19 protein-coding genes are annotated in these 22708 nt (G+C 41.4%); 1 reads left to right on the top strand and 18 read right to left on the bottom strand.

Annotation, left to right across the window (positions count from 1 at the left end):
- Nucleotides 1-18 precede the first annotated feature (18 nt).
- The 4 genes from ACVW2L_RS02480 to ACVW2L_RS02465 form a co-directional block, all read right to left on the bottom strand.
- A complete protein-coding gene (locus tag ACVW2L_RS02480) occupies nt 19-1401 on the bottom strand; it encodes a RagB/SusD family nutrient uptake outer membrane protein (protein WP_457126371.1) in 1383 nt (460 codons plus the stop codon).
- 27 nt (nt 1402-1428) lie between these two features.
- A complete protein-coding gene (locus ACVW2L_RS02475; protein ID WP_457126370.1) occupies nt 1429-4869 on the bottom strand; it encodes a SusC/RagA family TonB-linked outer membrane protein in 3441 nt (1146 codons plus the stop codon).
- A 252-nt stretch (nt 4870-5121) separates the two neighbouring features.
- Nucleotides 5122-6258 (bottom strand): FecR family protein, encoded by a 1137-nt coding sequence (locus ACVW2L_RS02470; RefSeq protein ID WP_457126369.1) that lies wholly within the window; start codon nt 6256-6258, stop codon nt 5122-5124.
- A 153-nt stretch (nt 6259-6411) separates the two neighbouring features.
- Nucleotides 6412-6990: an RNA polymerase sigma factor gene (locus tag ACVW2L_RS02465; protein WP_457126368.1), complete on the bottom strand. Its 579-nt coding sequence runs from the start codon at nt 6988-6990 to the stop codon at nt 6412-6414.
- Between the two features lie 425 nt (nt 6991-7415).
- On the opposite strand from ACVW2L_RS02465, the gene ACVW2L_RS02460 reads away from it, so the two are divergent.
- Nucleotides 7416-7781, top strand: coding sequence for a nuclear transport factor 2 family protein (locus ACVW2L_RS02460; protein ID WP_457126367.1), 366 nt, complete (start codon nt 7416-7418; stop codon nt 7779-7781).
- 45 nt (nt 7782-7826) lie between these two features.
- Here the strand turns inward: ACVW2L_RS02460 and ACVW2L_RS02455 are convergent, their stop codons facing one another.
- The 14 genes from ACVW2L_RS02455 to ACVW2L_RS02390 all read right to left on the bottom strand — a co-directional run bounded on the left by ACVW2L_RS02455 (nt 7827) and on the right by ACVW2L_RS02390 (nt 22649).
- On the bottom strand, nt 7827-8897 hold the full coding sequence (locus ACVW2L_RS02455) for a medium chain dehydrogenase/reductase family protein (RefSeq protein WP_457126366.1): 1071 nt from the start codon (nt 8895-8897) through the stop codon (nt 7827-7829).
- Between the two features lie 86 nt (nt 8898-8983).
- Nucleotides 8984-9844, bottom strand: a complete 861-nt coding sequence (locus tag ACVW2L_RS02450; RefSeq protein WP_457126365.1) for a helix-turn-helix domain-containing protein — start codon at nt 9842-9844, stop codon at nt 8984-8986.
- Nucleotides 9845-10374: 530 nt separating this feature from the next.
- Nucleotides 10375-11472, bottom strand: a complete 1098-nt coding sequence (glf, locus tag ACVW2L_RS02445; RefSeq protein WP_457126364.1) for a UDP-galactopyranose mutase — start codon at nt 11470-11472, stop codon at nt 10375-10377.
- Nucleotides 11473-11476: 4 nt separating this feature from the next.
- Nucleotides 11477-12565 (bottom strand): glycosyltransferase family 2 protein, encoded by a 1089-nt coding sequence (locus ACVW2L_RS02440; protein ID WP_457126363.1) that lies wholly within the window; start codon nt 12563-12565, stop codon nt 11477-11479.
- A gap of 8 nt (nt 12566-12573) precedes the next feature.
- The gene (locus ACVW2L_RS02435; RefSeq protein WP_457126362.1) at nt 12574-13296 is read right to left on the bottom strand and encodes a glycosyltransferase family 2 protein; all 723 of its coding nucleotides are present in this window, start codon (nt 13294-13296) and stop codon (nt 12574-12576) included.
- A complete protein-coding gene (locus ACVW2L_RS02430; protein WP_457126361.1) occupies nt 13293-13682 on the bottom strand; it encodes a hypothetical protein in 390 nt (129 codons plus the stop codon). Before ACVW2L_RS02430 ends, ACVW2L_RS02435 begins: the two co-directional genes overlap by 4 nt.
- Before the next feature lie 5 nt (nt 13683-13687).
- The gene (locus ACVW2L_RS02425; RefSeq protein WP_457126360.1) at nt 13688-15304 is read right to left on the bottom strand and encodes a hypothetical protein; all 1617 of its coding nucleotides are present in this window, start codon (nt 15302-15304) and stop codon (nt 13688-13690) included.
- A 23-nt stretch (nt 15305-15327) separates the two neighbouring features.
- Entirely contained in the window at nt 15328-16359 is a 1032-nt protein-coding gene (locus ACVW2L_RS02420) for a WavE lipopolysaccharide synthesis family protein (protein ID WP_457126359.1), read from the bottom strand.
- A gap of 3 nt (nt 16360-16362) precedes the next feature.
- Complete coding sequence (locus ACVW2L_RS02415; RefSeq protein WP_457126358.1) at nt 16363-17310, bottom strand: WavE lipopolysaccharide synthesis family protein; 948 nt, start codon at nt 17308-17310, stop codon at nt 16363-16365.
- Between the two features lie 8 nt (nt 17311-17318).
- Nucleotides 17319-18587: an ABC transporter ATP-binding protein gene (locus ACVW2L_RS02410; RefSeq protein WP_457126357.1), complete on the bottom strand. Its 1269-nt coding sequence runs from the start codon at nt 18585-18587 to the stop codon at nt 17319-17321.
- 16 nt (nt 18588-18603) lie between these two features.
- On the bottom strand, nt 18604-19476 hold the full coding sequence (locus tag ACVW2L_RS02405; RefSeq protein WP_457126356.1) for an ABC transporter permease: 873 nt from the start codon (nt 19474-19476) through the stop codon (nt 18604-18606).
- Between the two features lie 10 nt (nt 19477-19486).
- Nucleotides 19487-20398 (bottom strand): NAD-dependent epimerase/dehydratase family protein, encoded by a 912-nt coding sequence (locus tag ACVW2L_RS02400; protein WP_457126355.1) that lies wholly within the window; start codon nt 20396-20398, stop codon nt 19487-19489.
- A 2-nt stretch (nt 20399-20400) separates the two neighbouring features.
- Nucleotides 20401-21471, bottom strand: a complete 1071-nt coding sequence (locus ACVW2L_RS02395) for a hypothetical protein (RefSeq protein WP_457126354.1) — start codon at nt 21469-21471, stop codon at nt 20401-20403.
- Nucleotides 21472-21473: 2 nt separating this feature from the next.
- Nucleotides 21474-22649 (bottom strand): glycosyltransferase, encoded by a 1176-nt coding sequence (locus tag ACVW2L_RS02390; protein WP_457126353.1) that lies wholly within the window; start codon nt 22647-22649, stop codon nt 21474-21476.
- Nucleotides 22650-22708: the final 59 nt, after the last annotated feature.

Here is a 22708-nt window from a genome sequence, read left to right as displayed (position 1 = left end):
TTGAAGTTTTAGATCAACTTAAGGATTTTGCGTCCAGCCGGGATTAAACACCATTACCTGCACAGGAATTTGCAGTGTATAGCGCGCACTGCCCTGCGGCAAGGTTGCTATCAAATTATTGTTTTTATCAAGCCGCGTAACCTCAGGCATTTTGCCTTCGGCATTGAGCCTGCGCATATCTATCCACCGCATGCCGTTATAAGGGAATTCAAAGCTTCTTTCGAGCAAGATCTTGGCTACAACTTCATCCTGACTACCAGAAACGTATTTTTGATAGGTGTTAGTCGGGAATCGCTTTTTCCTTAGGATATCCAGATGACTGAGCGCTGTGGGAAGATCATTTGCGCGCGCAGCTGATTCTGCAATAATTAATTCCATTTCTGCAACCGTAGGCCCCCAACTGATCGTAGCTGTTCCCCCCTGCAAACCCGTTGAACGATACCTCACCACTCCACGGGTTGGAAAAGTATAATTACCCAGGTTGTTGTAATAAAATTTTAAACGAAGATCTGTGATATCAAAAGTTTTAAGGAATTTGACAGTGGGGATCTTATCCTGATTATAAGCCCTGCTCACTCTGGCATACATAACATCAGGCCGCACAGTCAGATCGCCAATTTGTTGGGCGCTGCTCATTGTAGTAAAATCCATGATGACTTTAGGACCAGCGTTAAGTGCCAGTTGGGCGTTCTCAGCCGCCTTAACAGAGTTGCCCATGTATTGATAAGTTCGTGCCAGGACCCCGTATCCGGCCGCTTTGCTTCCACGGAAACGATTTTGGCCATTATTTGCAGGCAGATTGGGAATAGCAGTAGTAAGATCGCTGATGATGTGATCATAGATTTCCTTCACGCTTTCACGCGGCGGTGTAGCATCATTCAGGTCATGCGAGGTTACGAATGGCACTGCCAGATCTGAAGCGGCAGTGGCCGGAGCAAAAGGCTTTCCATATAAATTAACCAGATACAGGTAACAATAAGCCCTTCCAAGTAAAGCTTCCGCTTTAAGAGAACTCTTTTGTGCAGCGGTGCCATCAACGGCTTCATCTATCCTGTTAATGACGGTATTGCAATAATAAATCTGTCTGTAAAAGTCTTTCCAAATCGCTGCTTCACCTGCAAATTGGTCTTCAGCAAACTGCGCCTGCCAGGTAAATACTCTTTCGTCAACCAGATTTAAGGGGAGATCGACAGTTGTCAGGTCTGTATTATCTGCTAGCAGGTTTAAAGCCTCGGGCGAGCCTGTAGTTAATTCCAGACTATTCAACCACTGATCGTAATCCTGTACGGTCTTCAGCAATTGCACGCCTTTGGGTTCTATGTCAAGATATTTTTTGCAGGAACCTAACATCAATGCCAGCATCAGCATAGGCAAAAACCGCCTGTATATATATAATTTCATCTTTTTTACATTTAAGTGGTTAAAAAACTAGAAACTGACATTCACTAAAAAAGTATAAGTTGGCGTCAGGTATGACTTTGCATAGGAACCTGTAGCCAGACTATAATTTTGTTTGTTTAACGCCACAGTATAAAGGTTAGAGCCCTGAACTTTTATCTCAAGATTGCTAAGCCCGGCCTTTTTGGCCCATCCTGTTCCTTTAAAACTGTAAGAAGCGGTAACATCTCCTAATGTAAAATATGCGGCGTTAACCGTGTACTTGTCTGAACGGCCTAATAAGCTGGTATACAGGTAACGTTGTTTTGGAAGTATATCCGGATTGGTCTCGTCCCCCGGCGCTTTCCAATAATTGTTTACCCCTTCCAACGGTCTTACCGAGGTTGCGTCAGGAATAGGTAGTGGGGTGCGCATTCCACCGAAATAGTTAACCATGGCGTATAAATAAAACCTGCCAATGTCTACCCGGTTACTTAAGCCCATATTGAACATCGGGATGCGACTTCCCGCATAAGAGAGATTATCTGTGACGAGCGCTGGGGTAATTTTTTGGGTTATACCGTTCTTATCGGTAATCAGCATTTCCCCGTCGGCATCAATACCTGCCTGTTGATAATTAAATATGGCTGAAAGCGGACGACCTATAATCCTGGACCGGAGCACGGGGTCTGGACTATAGTATTGTAGAACTTTATTGGTATTGTACGCCATTACTAAGCCTGTGTTCCAACTAAAATTTCTTTTGTTTATCCAAGTGCCATTCAGATTAAACTCCACTCCGTCGTTCTGTACAGAAGCTTGGTTAACTACGGCAAAACTTCCTCCTTTGGATGGATCGATCTGACTATTAGCAAGCAGGTCGGTACTCTTTTTCCGGTAATATTCAAAGCTGCCGGAGATGTTTCGGAAAATGGAAAAATCCAGCCCCAAATTAATGTTGTTTGTTTTCTCCCATCTCAATCCGCTATTGGCCTGAGACAGCAATGCGAGTGCCGGAATAGGATTGTTCTGATTGAAAAAATTGTAGGATGTTAGTGCGATAACCTGAGGAAGGGAGTTTTTAGCCACATTTCCGTTAAAACCATACGCCGCTCTAAGCTTCAAAGAACTTAACCACTTTAAATCTTGCATAAACTTTTCCCTATCAATATTCCATGCTGCGCCCACAGACCAAAGCGGTTTATATTGATATTTCGGATCGGTGCCGAACAGATTCGATTGATCAACCCTTAAACTACTGGAGAGCGAATACCTGTTTTTGAACGTGTAGATGAGGTTGGAGTAAAGAGAGACAAAACGGTTTTCGGCATAGGATAATTTAAACAGATCCTGATAAGATATATAAGGGTTAAGGGGTGCATATATCGACATGGAGTTACCGGTATATGTTTCTAAATACTTATAATCGACAGATTGGTGAACAAGTGTCTGATCGTCGTACCCGAGAACGGCAGACGAGTTTGATTTATCCACTATATCCCGTATTTCTCCGCCGGCGATTACATTGATAGCATGATCTGTACCCAACAACTTGTCATAGTTTACCTGGGCCCTTACGGTATAGCTGCGGCTGTCGCCCATGTTGTTTTTCAGGAAGCTGCCTTTAGGGAAATTCAATTTAAATCCTCCTATAAAGTCGTCTTCAGCATAAAAATTCATCAGCTGCCTTACAACAGCAGATTTCTCCGTGGCCAGATAGTTATTTTCTGACTTTGCTCTTTCATACACACCGCCAATATTAATGCTCAGGCCATCTGTAATTTTATATCTTAGGTCAGCTGTAATTCTGTTGTTTATTCCGTGTGTCTTATCTGATACTTCGTTAACTTCCTGAAGGGGGTAGTAAAGGTTGTCAGACAAACCGGCAGCCATTATGGTTTGATTGTAATAGGGATTGACCAATGATCTACTAAATACAGGCGCCGGGTTGCCGTTGGCATCCTGTAAACGTTCATAAGGGTAAAGCGATGCGATATCAGGCACAGGTGCGGCATTGTTTTTTGACTCCTGGTAGCTGATTCCCAAGTCAACCGAAAGTTTTTTTGAAAGGTTGAATGAAGTACGGCCTGTGAGCTGGAAGCGGTTATTATCGTTTTTGATCTGTGAGGAAGTACCCCCAACATAATTAGCAGAGAAATAATAGAGTGCATTCTCATTCCCGCCGGATAAATCTACATTGTAAGTCTGCGTAACGGCAGGGCGCAGGAATAAACGGCTGTAATCTTTCGCATTGTTATATGCCCCAAGCGATTCCAGCTTTTGGTTAACTTCGGCATCCGTCAGTATGCCGGCATTGCCCTGCGCCAGAATATTTACAGGTTCCGGGTAGGTAAAATAAGAGCCTAAGTAAATGTCGGGCAGAAACTCCCAAAGCAATGGGCCTTGAAAGTCACTCTCAACCCTTGCATTTTCAACTATCGCCTTATAGCCGTTTTTATCCCAACGGTACCTCTCGTAGTTTTCCTTCGGTTTAACACTGGTTGTCGCTCTAAAATTCACTACAGATCTGCCAACCTTTGCTTTTTTCCGTTCTATTACAATTACGCCATTTGATGAGCGCGCCCCATAAATGGTAGCAGCAGCAGCATCTTTCAAAATTGTAACAGACTCAATTTCATTGGGGTTGATGGATTCCAGATCCAGTTCAGTAGGATAACCGTCTACTACTATAAGCGGCTTTCTTATGCCGTTGAACGTAGAGATACCACGAATTTGAAAAAGAGGCTCTCCTTCATATGTAATATCGTTATTAACTAACAAACCCGGAAGTTTATTCTGAAGGCCGGTTACAAAATCTGTAGTATTAATTCTGGAGTTGAATTGCTGTTCGTTAATAGTTGCGATACTTCCGGTACTTTGTTCGGGTTTAATGCGCTGGTAACCGGTGCTAACCAGTTTAACTTCATCCAGGTTTGATACCTCTTCCTCCATCACTATATCAATTTTATTGCGGCCATTAACGGCTATTTCCTGCGTTTTAAGGCCAATACAAGAAAAGACAAGCACCACATTTGGATCAGGGGCTTCAATGGAATAGGTACCATCATCATTGGTCATTGTCGCTAAAGAAATCCCCTTTACCGATACCGTAACGTTACCAAGACGAGACCCGTATTTAAGGGAGACGATCCCGGTGACCTGAAAAGCGGAATTACCCTGGCTCACTGGTAACGTAGTCTTAATTTTAACAATGGAAACTATCTTATCCTCAATTTCAAAGGCAAGATCAAGGCCATTTAATGTCTTTTTTAACACATCAGTAAGGTCGGCGTCTTTAACGGAAACACTCACATGCTGAACTTCATTAACAGATTTTGCATCATAGATAAAGCTATACCCGGTCTGTTTTCTTATTTCCTTTAAGACGGATTCGAGACTTACATTATGCCTGTCCATCGTTATACGTTGGGCAAATGTGGATGCGCTCACCTGCATAAGGGTTGCTATTAAGATAACCGTCGTTAAGCGCATAATCAACAATATTTTAGCACATAGGGAATTTAGTAACCAAGGTTTGGTCGTATAATTTTTATACATTTGTTGAGTTTGGTTTTAGTTGTTGCCTTAACTTTCCACGGCGCGGGCAAAACTGTTGTGGTTAATAGAAATATTGACTTGTACCAATCTTCAGCCAGGCCTTACTTTAAGGTCTGGTTGTTTTTCGTTTTTTTGAGGTAATTTTTTTTCGATATTTTCCTTTCTTTTTTAATTTCCTGCATACAATTATTTGCTAACATATATTTTTCGTCCATTTACTTTAAAATGAACAATTCCGGCTGATTCAATAGAATGGAGGACAGCCGATAATTTTTCATTTCTTGATACCCAACCGCCAATTTCCATGTCGTCAGGAACCGATGAGTTGTAAATAACTTCTACATCATACCACCTCGCTATTTTACGCATTGCTGTTTTGAAATCGATATGATTTACGTAGAACTCATCATTTTTCCAGTCCATTGCCTTATCGATATTTGCTTCGCTTACATTTACTACGCCATCAGCATTTACAGCCTGTTCGCCGGGTTTTAATAGTTTCTTTAAACTTCCGGTAGTAACTTTGACCGAGCCTTCTAATAAGGTGGTAACCAACGCGGGTTCATTGATATAGGCATTGACATTAAAATGCGTTCCGAGCACTTGTACTTCCTGGCCAGCGGCCTGCACTATAAAAGGATGCGATTTGTCTTTAGCCACCTCAAAATAAGCTTCTCCTGAAAGTTTAACCCTACGTGCTCCGGCTTCCGTCAAGGCGGGCGAATAAGTTAGGCTTGAAGCGGCATTCAACCAAACCAGCGAACCATCTGGTAATTTGACCCGGTAGGTCTCTGCATTGGCGGTGCTTATCGTGTTGAGCTGGTGGGTTTCAGTGCCCGAACCGGTTATCTCATAAACAAGTTCCCCATCTGCTGCTTTGCGGATAGTAACACCGGCTTGTTCTACAAGCTTTCCGTTCAGTACATCAGATAGCCTGATTTTTTTGCCATCAGCCAGTGTGAGGGTGGCACCCTGTTTACCCGGCTCAATATCATTTTGAACAACATTATGCTGTATTGAAACCTGATTGTTGGTCAGGCTTCTAAAATAAAACAAACCGGCACCAATGAACAGTAGCGCTAGTGCCGCTACAGCAATTCTGGGCCATAGTTTTATTGTATGGTAATCACTTTTTTGAATTAGATCCTTTTTAATGGTGGCCCACATTTTGGTACTTGCCAAATTCAATTTTTTTTCTGTGAGGTCAAGTTCTTTATCCTTGTTAAGTTGAAAAAGCCAGAGTTTAGCAATTCTCTCCTCTTCAGGAGTGCAATTTCCCGAGTCAACTTTCTTAAGAACTTCCTTAATGTCGTCTTTTTTCATTTTCTTGAGGACTATTTTCGCCCTAACAATTACTAAGACGCAGAACATAGCCAAAAAAATTACATCGAAGTAACATTTTTTACATAAAATTTAAAATTGATGTTAAAATTGCAGCGAAAAGGAGTAATAATCGTGCAACAGGTGGGCGAAACGCTAATTATTCACTATAAAAATCACGTAAATTACAAGCCCTAACTTGCTTCTTAGGTGTTTAAGGGCGCGCTGCAACTGTACTTTGACAGTATGCTCAGAGATACCCATTTGTTCTGCGATTTCCTGTGGCGACTGCTTAAACTTATATTTTAACTCGTAAGCCTGCCGCATTCTTGGGGGCATTGCTGCTATTTCTTTGTCTATTATATCCGTGATATCCTTTTCCCTGATAAGGTAATCCGTTTCATTCGTATCTACATCAATATAATGATTGCCCTCAGCAATGTACTTTCTAATAGTCTGCTGACGTCTGAAAATATCAAAGATCCTATTTAACACGGATTTATATAAATAACTGGACAGCGAAGTGTTCAAAGTGAAGTTTCCTCTTTTTGCGATAAGCCCGGTGAACACATCCTGAACAACATCCATGGCCTCATCTGAGTCCCCTATTTTCCGGTACGCAAAAATGTACAATAACTTGTCAAAACGCTGGTAGATCTCCCTAAAAGCAGCATCATCATTTGCATTAAACAATGCAACAAGTTCTGAATCACTGTATCTGCTATAATCTTCCATTGCGTCCTGACTTCCAAACTTACTTAAAAAGAGGTATATACCGTAAATCTCACAGCAGATTTGTTTCCATGGCTTTGACGGTCAATCACTACCCCAAAAGAAAAACCCTCCCAATGATAAATTCCCGCCCTTTCTAACAAGTTTGCCCAATCTAATGACTACCAATTCCGCGATTTTCTGGCAGGGTATAACTGACGACCTTGTTTAATAATTTAATAGTTGTTTTGAATGAACCGAAAGCTTACGGACAGTGTTATGAAATGGGCAGTGATGATATTTTAACGGGCGATCAGTTGATTGATGAAGCAGCGGACGTTGATATAAACCAACTCCATCTCAGTAAAAGACACGAAAGCAAATGTGCCGGGTGATATTTGCTGTAAATATTGCACTATATTAATTAGTTTCACCAATTAATATGTTTTATGAACAACGATCAAATGTCAAAAACCCAACACTTAATTGCAGCAGCATATAATGGCTTCAATAGTAGGAATATTGACAGTGTTCTGCCACTTATGCACCAAAATATTCGCTGGCCAAAAGCTTTCGAAGGCGGATATGTAATTGGCAAGGAAGCCATTAGAGAATATTGGACAAGACAATGGAGTGAAATAAATCCCTTAGTAAAACCGCAAGCCATCACAGTACGTGAAAATGGAAAAGTGGAAGTCCTGGTTCATCAATTGGTTAAAGACCTTGAAGGCAATGTATTGTTTGATGGTGATGTTAAACACGTCTATGAGGTAAAAGATGATCTCTTGTTCCAAATGGATATTGAGACCGATTGAATGTAGAATGCATATGAAATTGCTCTTGCCATACCGCCCCTCAACTCAGGGTACAAGTACCACTTTGCCATAAGCTGTGCGTGATTCGGCCAATTTCATGGCGGTTATTATATCGGTCAAAGGGAATCGGGCGGCAATTTGCGGTTTGAGCACGCCACCCGCCAGCAAAGTGGTGAGTTCCGCGAAAGTTTCCCTTAACTGTTTTTGGAAAGCTTCGGTTCCTTTTCCATCCCAGATATTGTAGAAATAAGCTTTACGGCCATTAGGCAAAATGTTCCACCAAGCTAACTGCGCTATTACTTTTATAAATGGTAGCAAAACATTACCGGTATCTTTTAATGCTGAGGCAATGGCATAACATACCAGCACGCCACCTTTGGCAAGCAGGCCGAAAGACCGGGCAAAGCTTGGCCCGCCTAAATGGTCAAATACTGCATCTACGCCACCGGGTGCGAGTTTTAAAACACTCTTGGGTAAATTAGTATCGTTATAATCTATTGGTTCTACGCCTTGTGCGCGCAATGTTTCATGGTGGCGAGGTGAAGCAGTTCCGATTACCCGGACGCCGGCATGAATGGCCAGTTGTGTCAGAATTGTTCCGACACCACCATTAGCTCCGTGAACCAGGATCGTTTGTCCGCGCGTGATCCGGGCTTTGAGGTGCAGCATTTGCCAGGCTGTAATGCCGTTAACAATTAACGTTTCAGCCTCTAAAGGATCAATGTCTTCAGGAACAGGCAGCAGGTCGCTGGCCGAAAGCAGCACATGGCTTGCCCAGCCGCCAATTTTCGTCATGGCAGCAACACGCTTGCCAATTAAGTTTGGATCAACGCCGGTGCCTGCTGCAACCACGGTACCAACCAGATCATAGCCCGGGACGAATGGAAACTTAGGTTGCTCATAATACCTGCCACGGCGCATAGATTGCTCAGCAAAAGCGATACCGCTTGCTTCCATTTTTACAACTACCTGCCCGGCAGCAGGGTTAGCTAATATACGGGTTTCAAGTAATAGGCCCTCTGGCTCAATGATACCTGGCATGATGACTTCTGTCGTAGTAAAACTGTTTGGTGTTAAAGGCTGAGCGTTTTGCTGATTTTTTGTAAGTGATTCCATTTTGCTGCTGTTTAATTTGAATGAACAGTACAAATGTATCAGCACAGACCGGGGCGAAATTGTAAGAAAACGAAATGGCTACTCAGTTATGGCTGCCCCGGATACGTATCGGCAACTACGCAGAAACTGCCATTGTTTAAGTTTTTAATAAATTGCTGGGGGGCCAGGCCCAGGAAATACTGAAAGTCTTTGATCAGATGACTCTGGTCGTGATAATCATGCGTAGCGATCAGCTCAAAAATGTCTATTTTCTGACTGCTCCTGGCCAATATATAAGCGATAACTTCTTTGAAACGTAAAAACCGGAGCAGTTCTTTAACAGAATAGCCGGTATGCTTTTGAAACTTCAGTTGAATGCTTCTTTCAGAAAGACGGGTATCAGCCGCTATGGCCTTCACCGGGTCAACACGGGGATTGAAAAACTGGGCGAGGTTACCGATTACCGTTTGTATTACCTGATCATTTTCTTTTAGCAAACCTATGGCCGACTGTTTCAATAAGCTTACTCTTTCCTCAGTTGTAGAAAGCATTGCTAACTCTTCCCAAAGACTATCAAAACGGCCTCCATCTGGTAAAATCTCTGCACTTGTCAGGTTATTGCCGGTCAATCCTGTTAAAGGCATACCAAACAGGCGTTGAAAACCATTGAACTTAAAGTTGACAACTATAGCGTCTGCGCCGGGCAGCAGTTCATAGTTCAACATTTGGCGGAGTGGTCCAATTACAGTGGTACGCCCGATAACTTCAGTATCCAGCGGGTAATTATGAAAGGACACGCGCACAGGTATGCCAAAGTTAAATATCAGCATCATTTCCAAATTGGGGCAAACGTGCCTGGTGACAAGTTTTTCGTCTGACGGAACAGACAGGTGATAGAAGCTGGTGATCACCTCGTCTAATGGTGGTTCAACCAAAAATAATGCTTCGTTTATATCAGTTTGTTCCATTACTTCCTTTCGTTTTCTTACAATTATGTGGTTCGCCACCTTGCGATGTTTGTCCTATCAAATTTAATCAAATCATACGATGAAAACGACCTGCCTGATTAACTTCCTGTCTTTGGTTTTGGCAATAGCCTGCGACTATGCATTTTCCGACGTTCCTTATTTTAATAGCGTAGTTCTAAATGCGTATCACAACTCACTGGCTTTCCTAAAGCTTCTTTTTAAAGTTTCAACGGTCTAAATTTCAACCCAATTCATTTCAATCGCATGCAGGCGCTTACGTTAACTGGCAGATAAAACACAAACCCGATGAAAACAAATGAACAATTAAAAGACATGGAACTTCCGGCAGACATACGCGAACGGCATGTTCAGGCGTAAAGGGACTAACCGTGCGGGTATGTTTTCAAATTAACGGGCCATGCATCCGTTAGGCCTACCAAGGTTTACGCCAAATTTTAAATCAGGAGCTCGGCAAGGCAATAGACATCGACGATATTAAAACTGCAAGAAGCTCAATAAAACATTAAAGGTTAATCAGGAGTGTCCTGTTGCAAGCGTTTAAATGTATTGAGCGCCTGTGCCACAACCTGATCCATGTTATAATATTTGTAAGTAGCTAATCTGCCCACAAAATACACATTTGACTGCCGCGCCAGTTCCATGTACTTGTTATAAAGCGCCGAATTTTCAGGCCGGGGAATGGGATAATAAGGATCCCCGTCATCCGTTGGAAATTCGTAAACAACACTGGTTTTATGATGCCTTTGGCCTGTTAAGTGTTTAAACTCTGTTACGCGGGTAAACGCATAATCATTGGGGTAATTAATTGTTCCTGTTGGCTGAAAATTTTCCTGATCAAACGTTTTAGATTTAAAGTTTATAGATCGATATGGGAGTTTGCCATAGCACCATTCAAAATATTCATCAATTGGCCCGGTATAAATTATTTTACCATAGTTTATTTCCTCTTTAAGTTCTTTGAAGTCGGCATTCAGCATTATTTTAATATTTGGATGGCTAAGCATGGTTTCAAACATCTTAGTATAACCATACAATGGCATTACCTGATATGTATCCGTAAAATATCTATCGTCTTTATTTGTACGGGTGGGTATCCTTGCCGTTACGGACGCATCCAATTCAGATGGATCCAGATCCCACTGCTTTTTGGTATAACCTTTAAAAAATTTTTCATAAAGATCACGCCCTACTGCCTTTAACACTACATCCTCAGACGTTCTTACCTGCTTGATGTCTTCGCCCTGTTCTGCCAGGAATTTTTCAATTTCACGGCTACTTAAGTTAAGGTTATATAAAGAGTTGATTGTGGTAAGATTGATGGGAACTGGCACCATCTGGCCGTCTATGTGTGCTAAAACCTTATGCTGATAGTTGCGCCATTCTGTAAATTTTGACAAGTAATGGTATATTTCTTTACTGTTGGTATGAAAGATATGCGGTCCGTATTTGTGAATGAGGACACCGTCATTATTATAATAATCATAGGCGTTACCGCCAATATGGCTGCGCTTATCAATCAGCAATACTTTTTTGTTAGCAACTGTTGCCAACCTTTCTGCTAAAACGCTTCCGGCAAAACCCGCTCCTACTATCAAATAATCAAACATATACTTAAGCGGTTATCATGGTTAATTGCTGCGCCTTGATATCACTTATCGTTCGCGGCTTTTTACGGTATAAGTTGGAGGAGGCCAATTGCCAGACAGCGGCGCGTTTAAGGGCGCGTAAGTTGATGATCAGATAATTTACCGGAGCGTTATTTGCCTTAGCCATATTGCTGAGATGCCGATAATAAAGATCTGATGTAGCAATTTCCCTACTCTTATCAGGCGCGGCCTGCCTGGTAAACCGGTATTTAACCGCACGGAATAATTTTGCAAGGCGCATAAAGGCGGCAAATATCAGTTGACTTTCCAAAACTTTTAGATAGGGAATATTTGCCAGGCTGGCAACTGCTACATTGGCCCGGTACTCATTCCCCCATAATTGATCAATATTAGCAGCAGTCGTCTCGTTATGTACCTGGTTATGATACCTGTTTGAATTAAGTTGCCAACTAACTACTGGTTGCCCTGTATAATAAAATTTACCACCACCGTGCTTTATGGCTTGCGCAATAAACACCCTGTCAGTGGTACGTGGCAATTGCGGGTCGAAACGGATGCCATTATCGATGAGAACCTGCGTGCGGAAAATGTGCTGTTGCAAAACGCCCAATGAATTAAACTCCAGATAATCAATATCTATGAAAGTCTTGTTAATATAATCACTGAGTTCTAAAACAGCCTCTTCCTGCCAATTTGGATGTTGATAGTCACCACACATCACATCGTTCATCACCAAGGCGGCTCCCGGGTTATTTTTTAAGTATTGTAGACATTCGGCAACCTTGAACTTTAAAAAACGATCGTTAACATTCATTAAAATCAAATACTCTCCGCCTGCCAGGTCAAGCACCCTGTTCCAGTTTTCAATACGCCCAACATTGCTTTCGTTTTTATGATAAACAATATTGATATAATTGCTTTTGAGCATTTCGATAACCTTTGCTGTATCATCTGTCGAGCCGTTATCAACAATAAGTACCTCGTAAGCTTCCGCAGGCAACCCAAGATTGGCTACCGACTCCAACAACTGGGTGAGGTTATGGCCACCATTGTAAGTAGGTACGCCGATAGTCAACAAGCCTTTTTTTACCATAACTTTTCTTAAATTTCTTCTAAATCCAAAAATGCTGCATATTCATTGGGCGTACCCAATATGTAATGCTTCTCTGCTTTGTCGAGTCGGTACTTTTTGCCTTTTTGTATGAGATAATTGTACATTGGGGCGATATAATATTCGCCTTTGGTAGTTAGCTCATTGTCTGTATGAAACTTATATGTTTCAACGAAATCATGCACTGTTTTGAACGTATACAAACCTGTTAAGGCATGGTTAGATATAGGCTCCTTCTCCTGTACATCACTCACAAACTCGCCATCTTCGTCAAGGGCAGCGAATGAAAATCTATTTTCGACACTATTAAAACACCCTAAAATACCGTCAACGCTTTTGTCCTGTAGTTTCTCAGTCAGTGTTGATGAGCTAAAAAAAGTGTCAATATTAAAAACGATCAACGGTTCGTCATGATGGCAAAACTCCAGTCCTAACCATGTAGTTTCGGCCTGGCCACGGGTAACCTCATCTAAAAAAACAAATTTGAAGTTCATGTCAGGATATAGCTCCTCAATCACCCCTTGAAGGTTAAACTTTTCGTTGTGCTCGTTCAACCCCACAAATACTACCACATTGGCCAATTGTAACGGTAGCGAATCGAGGCTCCATTGAAGCAACGTTTTGCCATGTGCCTCCAGTAGCATTTTAGGTAGTTTATAACCGGCCTGAACAAACCTGGCGCCATGCCCCGCCATAGGGATTACGAAATTCATACGGCGGGTTCTTTATGCAGTTGTTTTTCTTTAGACATGGGTAAATTGCTTCCATCACTTTCTATGTCATTCCATCTACTAAACCTGTAAGCGTTGTCATCTATATAAACATCGGCATGAGGTTTTCCAAAGTAGATCTCATCATAGGGCACGCCATATTTTTCCAGCCAATTAAGCGTTACCAAAGCTATTTTGGCGCCCACCTGCCCTAGGTTGCCCTGGCAGGTTTTCATGTGGCGGGCGGTATTTATAATAATATAATGGCCGCTGTCTCTTAAGGCCTGCAGGCTTTCGGGGGCTCCGTCAACCGGCAAAAGGTCTTCATATTTTTCGCCGGGGTTTTTAAGGCGGCATATCACGCCGTCCAGATCGATACAAATTCTCATAGGTGTTATAAATTTTCGTTAATTAATTTTATTCCGTGTACGTACATTACTTTTTGTCGGGTAGCCGAATCGTTGTGGAGAGGTGGCATGGTTAAAAACAGGGTGCCAACCAAGAGCATAATATCTTTAACCCGGTAGCCCAGATTGGTAACAACCTGCTCGGCTTTATCGGCTATAATGGTATTGCTGTCCTTCTTCAATATTTTATAATTTACCTGGTGGCCGTTAAATTCAATCTGGTACAGGTTGTTTACCAGATAATCATATCCGCCCACGGCCGAGTGAAGCAGCTTGGCCAGATCATATTTTATATCGCCATATAACCCTTTGTATTTGTTGCCGAAGCTACCGCGAGGGTCTATCAATCTGATCAGTCGGTGCGAGACGTCATAAAGAAGGTTATTAAAGCAGAAATCGCCATGCACAACGCAAAAATCGTCTTCAGAATAAAGCTGTTCAATACGTTCATAAAGCTTGGGCTTTATTTTTTCGAAGCATTCATAAGTCAATCCATTTATGGTGAGATCATCAGTTACCAAATACTTACAGTCCTCGCCAAGCTGGCCGTAAAACTCTTTAACACGCTCATCAATTTTTCCGGCGTAAAACTCCAGGTAGGCTTTTTTTCCTATGGAGTAGTTATGAGAAAGGAAGAGTTTAAATACTGTCTCTATGTCTAAAAAAATGCGTGTCCATAGCTCGTCTTTAAGGTCCCAAAACAATTGTAACTCGGCAATGCTTGGATAACCATAGAACTCCATGCTGTAACAGCCGCGTTTGTTTTCGGTATCATAAGAAAAGCCGTTAATAATGCGCGGAAACAATACCGCCAACCTTGGCGGCAATGAGGATATAAACTCCTCCTCGTTTTTTAGCTTTTCATGATTACTTGACTGCTTCCTCAATATGCCAAGTTCACTCACCGTTACAGAATTAAAGGAGCGGCTGGATATTAGTTTTAACTTAGACGGATAGTAATTAATATCGTGCCCGGCATCAATCCATTCGTTCTCAACAAACATTATATAGCTTGCCAGGTACCGGTCCTGCTGGTTTAGATAGGCAAATATCTCCATCAGGTCAGACCGGTGAACGATCTGATTCAATGCTTTGTGCAAAATGGCTGTATCAATGCTAAAAACACCGGTAAATGCATTACCCAATTTTTTTGTTGGGTTTGATTTAAACAGGAATTCTATTCTTTCATCCTTTACATTAATGCAAGACCAATCGTTATTATACGAAAGCTGGCTCTCCAGGCAAACCGTTTGATCATGTGGAAAAACTACCGGGATAGTAGTTACTAAATTTACTACGGTTTGAGCGGTGTCCTCAATCTGTGTGAGCGCAAAATGCAGTGATGCGTTTACCCCGTGCGAGTTGGGAACCTCTATTATATCAAAGTTAAACTCATTTAGGTTTACGCTTTCCTGTATAAACAGCGTGTCTTTCTGGTTTACAACCAAATGAATTTTGCAATCATAACTACTATAAAATTCAAGATGGTAAAGTATGAGTGGTTTGGTATTAATAGGTATAAGCGCAGGCGAAGCATAATAAGGCTTAATAAAAGCAAGCTTATTAGATATATTGCCGGCAGCAAGTATAATTACGTTTTTCATTTAAATTCAGGTAGTTGTTAAGGTTATGCTTTGGGCTGTTCAAACACGAGTGGTTCTTTCTGCACTGTAAAAAACTTACTTAAGCCATGGGTTAGCAGTTTTGATTTAGCGCGATTAATAATCAGTGCAACATTTGTTGCATATACCTGCGTTATCAAACCCAGTTTGAATAATGGAGAGACTCCCTTAGCATATTTTTTGCTTAAACTCCGCCATTCTTCATGGGTATACAAATCATCAAAAGGATACTTAATAAAGCGCTCGGGCATTAATACGCCAACCTCGTTGGGGTCTGCAATAACAAAGTTGTTGATGATGGACATATCCGAGTTTACTATCGTGTCGACAGGAAGATCACCAAAATGCTTCAGTTCCATATCAAGGCCATTTTTCTTACAGAACGCATACCATACGTATTGTTCTGACCCAAACTTCATCCTGTAAAATGAGTTTTCCAACGAATTGTTAATGATGCGTTTTTCAATAGGAAAAGCTCTGGTAGTTTCCGGTTCGGGTTGTAAAGGAATGTTCCATAAATTTAGAAGGTCCTGCAACAGGCCAACCTGAAATATATCGCTGGGATGAATAAGTTGTGGTATGCGCCGTGGATTGCGGGAAAAGTGGGTTAAAATAATTACACGCTCTTTAAAGAATTTATATTGATCAGCCCTTGGATAATCCTTAAGGTATGCTATGAACCCGGTATGCTCAATTTTGCAGTCGCCACGCATTTTTATAGCATATTTTTTTGTGGCGGCTTTAAGACCAGCGTAGGTTGACACAATTTGCCTGTTATTATTATTAAAAAACGAAGGATCATGTATGTGATAAGCAGTAGCACCCGGGTCTTCACTGAACACCACTTTGTCGTATTGTAAATGCGAAACATCGCTTCCCTCCCAGGTGGATATAATAATTTCGGCATTCGGCATCAGCTTTCGTACACTTTCAATGCACTGCAGGGTGAACTGCTTTTCGTAGGCGTCTCCCGGTGCACCAAACACCTTCCCTTGTATAACCACAGAGATATTATTTATGATGTTGAGATTTTCCATAGGTTAATTTGTTAAGTAATGCTTAGTACGACCAATTAAAGGCTTAATGCCATGATGCCACAAAATTTTGGGATAGTAAAGCATATAATGGTAAACGAAATATTGCGTCGCTCTTGAAAGGATGACTAAGGGACCATACAAAGGGCGATCAATAAATACTTTAGAAAGCCTCTTTGCCTGTGCAAGGGTATAATTTGATTTTGGCCTGAAAACAGCGTACAGCCGGTCAGGAAATTGGATTCCCATTTCATGGGTATCAAAAAAAATAAAGTTGTTGAACAGGTACTTTTCCGACGCTAAAAAATACTTCAGATTAATATACCCCCATTTTGGTATACTGTAATTCAGTTGTTTTTTGCGGTAAATGTTGTGTACAAAGAAGTATTGTTCAGAAACTATTTTGGTTGTATCGTCATCATTAAAATAATACTCACGGGGTGGTAACGGTACGTCAAAATGAGACAGAATATCGTCTTTTTCGCCCATTAAAAAGATGTCGCTTGGATGAAAAACCAAATTGAGTTTTATCGGATTGCGTACATAGTAAATTGTTGAAAGCACGTATTTATTAAAGACTACGTACTTGCCATTAATCGGCGTGATATGCCCTAAATGGTCGTAAAGGTTGTTACCAGTAAAAATGATATCCGTACGTGTTTTTACCACGTAACGATGCGATGCTTTTTCAATCCCTGCCTTGGTACTCAGAATTAAACGGTTATAATTCATGGTAAGTCCGCCCAGCTTAAAGCCGCCCGGGTCTTCGCTTAAAACCAATTTGTCATAAACAAGGTTGCTCGTATCTGTGCCCTTCCATGTAGACAATATGATCTCCGCTTCCGGGTAGTGCTTTCTTATACTTTCTAACACTTCGGCTGTAGTATATACGCCAGCCTCTTTTTTGGGGTTGGCAATTACCGGCCCCTGTACAACAAATGATATTTCTTTCATTCTCTTAATCATTCTTCAACCAGCCAATTAGTGCGTACTAAACCTGTGAATCCACGTGCATTTACCAGATATTTTCTACCAAGGCCGTTAATATTTATCAGGCTGAATGACAGGTTGCACCGGTTATCATCTATTATCGCTTCCTTGTTATGCACACCAAAATCAAAAGCTATTTTGTAAGAACCTTCGGCCAGCGTATTGGCCGGTATCTTAAAACGCTTTTTAAATTTTTGCGCCGCAAATGGGGTATGCTCGCTTTCGGCATCATCATGCAGAACATAAGCCAGTTCATAATCATGCGGCGACCACAGCCGGAAACCCATTACCAGATCCATGATAGGCCTGAATGCTTCCCCTTCTATTTCAATAAATACATCGGTGTTGGTGTGAAACCCGTTAATTGCATCAGCCGGATAAACAGCGGTTCTGAATATGCGCATATCCCTATTACCCTCGCTCCCAATCCACTCCTGCCTGTCAATTGTCTCTATATCGCCCTGGTAAGCCGCTATTACCGAGTTTATTTTGCCGCTGTTTATCAGCTGCCCGTTCTTAAGATAAATGCCGCTATTACAAAGTGTACTAACTGCAGACATGTTGTGGCTCACAAACAAAACGGTTCTGCCTTCCCCTTTGGTAACGTCGCCCATTTTGCCTAAACATTTCCGTTGAAACTCCGCATCGCCTACAGCCAACACCTCATCAACGATCAATATTTCCGACTCCAGATGCGCGGCAACAGCAAAGGCAAGGCGAACATACATCCCGCTGCTGTAGCGTTTAACAGGTGTATTTATGTACCGCTCAACTCCCGAAAAGTCAACTATCTCATCGAATTTGCGTTTGATCTCGTGTTTACGCATCCCCAAAATGGCACCATTTAAGTAGATATTTTCGCGCCCCGTAAGTTCCGGGTGGAAGCCGGTGCCAACTTCAAGCAAGCTGGCTATGCGGCCATGGGCCTTAATTAATCCGGTTGTAGGTGCGGTGATCTGACTAAGCAGTTTTAGCAGTGTGCTTTTACCGGCGCCGTTACGGCCAACAATCCCTATGGCATCACCTTGTTTAACTTCAAAGTTTACATCCTTTAAGCTCCATACAATATTGCTGGTGCTTTTTACTGTACGGTCATTGGTCTCTCCTACTCTTAAAAAAGGATCGCCTTTGCCACGTACTTTGCTCCACCAACGGTTCAGGTCGTGCCCCAGGGTACCGGTACCTATCTCGCCAAGGCGATATACTTTTGATATGTTTTCTGCTCTAATTACAACGCTCATGCTATCAGCTAAAAATTTATACGGTGTCAATAAAAGTGCGCTCCGCTTTGTTAAAAAACGTTACGCCGATTAAGGCTATGATGCTTATTACTATTGCGCTTGTTGCAAGCGACGACCAGGAGAAAGTGCCTGCCCCGAGAAAACCATAGCGAAAGGTTTCAATAAGTGGTGTCATGGGATTTAATGCTACCAGGTGCCTGAATTTTTGGGGTGCCGCTGATAGCGGATAAACAACTGTTGATGCCCACATTAACAATTGCACAGCAAAGCCTACTAAAAAAGAAAGATCTCTGTACTTGGTGGTCAATGCAGATACTATCATTCCTACCCCCAGCCCCAGCATTGCCATTAATAAAAGCAGCACGGGTAATAACAAAGCATAGTTGTTCATGCCTTGCAACTCGCCTTTGTGCAGGTACCAGCCCATCATTAAAAACATTAACAGCAGGTATATGCCAAATTTTATAAGGTTGCTACAAACAACACTTAGCGGCATAATAATTCTTGGGAAATATACCTTGCCAAACACATGGGCATTTTCTACAAAAACGCCTGAGGTTTTATTTAAACACTCGGCAAAATAATGCCAGCAGGTAATACCGGCCAGGTAAAAAATTGGTCTCGGAATGCCATCAGTGCCAATTCCGGCCAATGACCCGAAAATGTAAGAATATATTAAAATAGTAAATACCGGTTGTAAAAAGAACCATAGTGGCCCTAAAACTGTCTGTTTATAAAATGATACGAAATCTCGGCGTACCAGCAGCCAAAACAAATCACGATATTGCCACACCTGGCCTAATCGTAGTTTAAATACATTGTCATGTGGTTTTACAACTATGTTCCAATATTCGGCATCTGCAGTATAATCAACTGTAACTTTACTCATCTACTTTAAATTAAAGCGCATTATTGAATGAATTTGCCGTAAGTCTAAGTCCGTCTGCTGCACTTAAAGGCAAAGATTTTTTTAATACCGATTTTATTTTAGCGTTGCTAACTACATAGTTTTCGGTAAGTTTATTTAACCGGTCTGTAGTAAGCGGAAGGTGTAGTGCGTCGCAGACCCGTGCAAAAAAGCTCACCATCATGGTAGGAACTTTCCAGAGTTTTGGCGTTTTGTTAACCGCGTTAGCCAGAATGGAAACCACTTGCGCCGTAGAAAGGGGTTGATCATCAGACACATTATAAACATCAGCCGGTATATCGTCTCGCTCTATAATTTCATTGATTATAAAGCATAAATTATTAACGCTTAAAAATGACCGCCTGTTATTAAAGGCCGCTAAAGGATAAGGTATTCCTTTGTGAACAATTTTATACAATAAGTTTAAATTACCCTTGTTCCCATCCCCGTGCGTCATGCAGGGCCTTAGGATATAGAATGCTTTGCCTACAGGTAAGGGTTGCCTTAACAGATATTGCTCAGCCATAAGCTTGGTGCGGCCATATTCTGTTTTAGGGTTAGGCAACATGCTTTCCGTTAATATTCCATCCACTTCATCGGCTGCCGCCTTCACCGAACTGATGAAAATGAATTTTTTTGCAGTTGAGTTTAAGAATCTATCATACAAGCGTTTAGTAAGCTCAAAATTGGCTTTATAATAACTTTCCTTATTGGCTCCGCGTTTTAAATCGTGAGCTAACCCGGCAGCGTGTACTACGGTATCACAAGCATCGAAATCAATTTTGCCGAGGTCATATAACTGCTTCCTGCCTAAATTGATACAGGTTTGGCCCTCCTGCTCTAAATATTTGATGAGATTTTTCCCGATAAACCCCGAACTTCCAATGGTGATGCACTTTTTCATAATTATTGAAGTATTGAATTAGCCTGGAGATTGAATTCTTCCATAAAAATTTCTGTTTCTACCTGCGCTACAGCTGTGGCAAAATATTTTCCTACCCGTAAATCATTGCTTATTTTTCTTACGTTCTCCCTCATTTGCTGATAGTCCTCTTTTGTAATGACAAAATCTTGTAACTTAATAAGGTCATCTACCAGGATACCAACGCCGTGGTCTTTAATAAAACTGCTAATGGCTGATTCACGTGGGGCTATAACCGGGAGGCCGGCCGCCAGATAAAGCGACAGTTTATGCGGATAGTTATATTTGAGATAATTGCCATAATCGGCATCTAACCGGTCTATGTATTCCCCATCCCATACCAGGCCAAAAGCGCCACGTATGTTGGTGAGTATCTCATCCGGGCTTAGGGAACCGTGCCAGCAAATATTTTTTACAACCGCAGCCCTTTGCGGCGAATAATTAGGTCCGTATAAATTGAACTCCCACTTATCAATTATATCAAGTGTATATATAAACGGGCTTTTAGATAAATTACCGGCGAAGGCGATTTTATTAAGTGGTTGCAGTTCAATTTTATTTGGAGCGACATTATCTACTACCGATAAATAGTCGAAAGCATGTAGCACAAGCACAGGGGATGTTAACCCATTATCCTGCAGCCAATTTTTCATTGCATCATTATGCACAATTACATTATCATAGCTATTTAACGCCTCAACGTCTTTGCTCTTTGGCGTATTCATGCCATTCCGTAGGTCATCAACATCGTGAACTACGCAAAAGAATTTTATACCCTTTGCCCTGGCCGCTCTTATAAAATACTTGAATTGCGAATTCCCACTTAGCAACGGATATTGAATAGCTACAAGGGAGTTGGGTTTTATTTTAAAAAAGAACTTAACAACACGACTGAGTAACTTGGGGAAATAAAAGCGGTCGTTTAGATTGATATCCTCTATGCTCGCGTCCTGGTATCCTAATTCAGACAATATGCTCTTGCAATCTTGCACCGCCTTTGAAGCAGCAGTATTTGCTTTATCATTAAATGCTATATGAAATTGGTATTTGTGCATGCTTACGCAAGTTTTAAATTATTGTTTTGTGATACCTGGTTGTAAGCTGCAATTTGGTCGTCAACATAAGCCTGCCTGCTAAAATCCGTTCGCTTAGACAATGCGTTAACAGACATTTTTTTTACTAATGCGCGGTTACGGTATAGCTTTAAGATAGCTTCGCGTATCTCAGAAACGGTAGGGTTATCACTTAGCAGCAGGCCGTTAAAATCGTGTCGGATAAGGTCGTGGCATCCTCTTGAATCAGACGTAATTACAGGTACGCCCATTGAAAGGGCCTCCATAATACACACCGGCATACCTTCTTTTTCGCTTGGGAATACAAACACATCCGCAATAGATAAATAAAGGTTCACATCTGCCGTAAAATCAATTTTCACTATGTGCTCGTTATTTTTGTACTCAACCAGTTCCTGTAAATTTAATCCGCTTGAGTGTATGGGGTCTTCGCCCCCAATAATCAGTAATTTAATATCCGGAAGCCTGTAATGATTAACTAATGAGTTAAATGCTTTTATTAATTTATTAAAGCCTTTAAAGGATGTAAAGCGCCCGGTAAAAACAAGTACAAAATCACTGTCCTTAATCAATAGCTGGCTGCGGGTTGCAGCCTTAGTCTCTTCAGCCACGTTAAAAGGATCAAATCTTTCAAGGTCGTTTCCTACACCGTAGGATTTATATTTGAAGGTTTTTTCGGGATGTATTTGTCTTACTAAATCGAAGTCAAAATCATTTATTAAATAAATTTGATCAAGCCTGTTGAAACAAAATTTTTCAACCGCTTGAAAAATCGCCTTCTTGACAGTACTTTTTATCATGGGATAGCCTACTCCGTGGATGGTGCCCACCGTAAATTGCGTGGGTTTACGCCACAATAAAGTGGTGAAAATGCCTGTGGTAAAATGTACGTTGATTAAATATGGGTTAATGTTATTTATGATGGTATGTATTTTTCTGGAAGCGGCTAATTGCTTAAACATATTGAACGATCGCGGAAAGTTAACGTAGTGAAACTTGATCCCCAGTTCGGCATACGGATGTTTATCTACAGTATTAATTACTTTGGCCGGCGAACAGATAACATGCACTTCGTAATTGTTGCTAACAAGCTTTACCGCCAGCTCAGACAAAAAATTGTTAAAACTTCCGTAGTCTGTAATGATTAATAATATTCTCATGTTCCCTGTTCATTGTTAAGCACCGCTAAGAGATATGAGCACAAGTTTGAAATGGAAGC

It is taken from the genome of Mucilaginibacter sp. HD30 (assembly GCF_054061755.1).
This window is presented reverse-complemented; position numbering and strand designations above follow the sequence as displayed.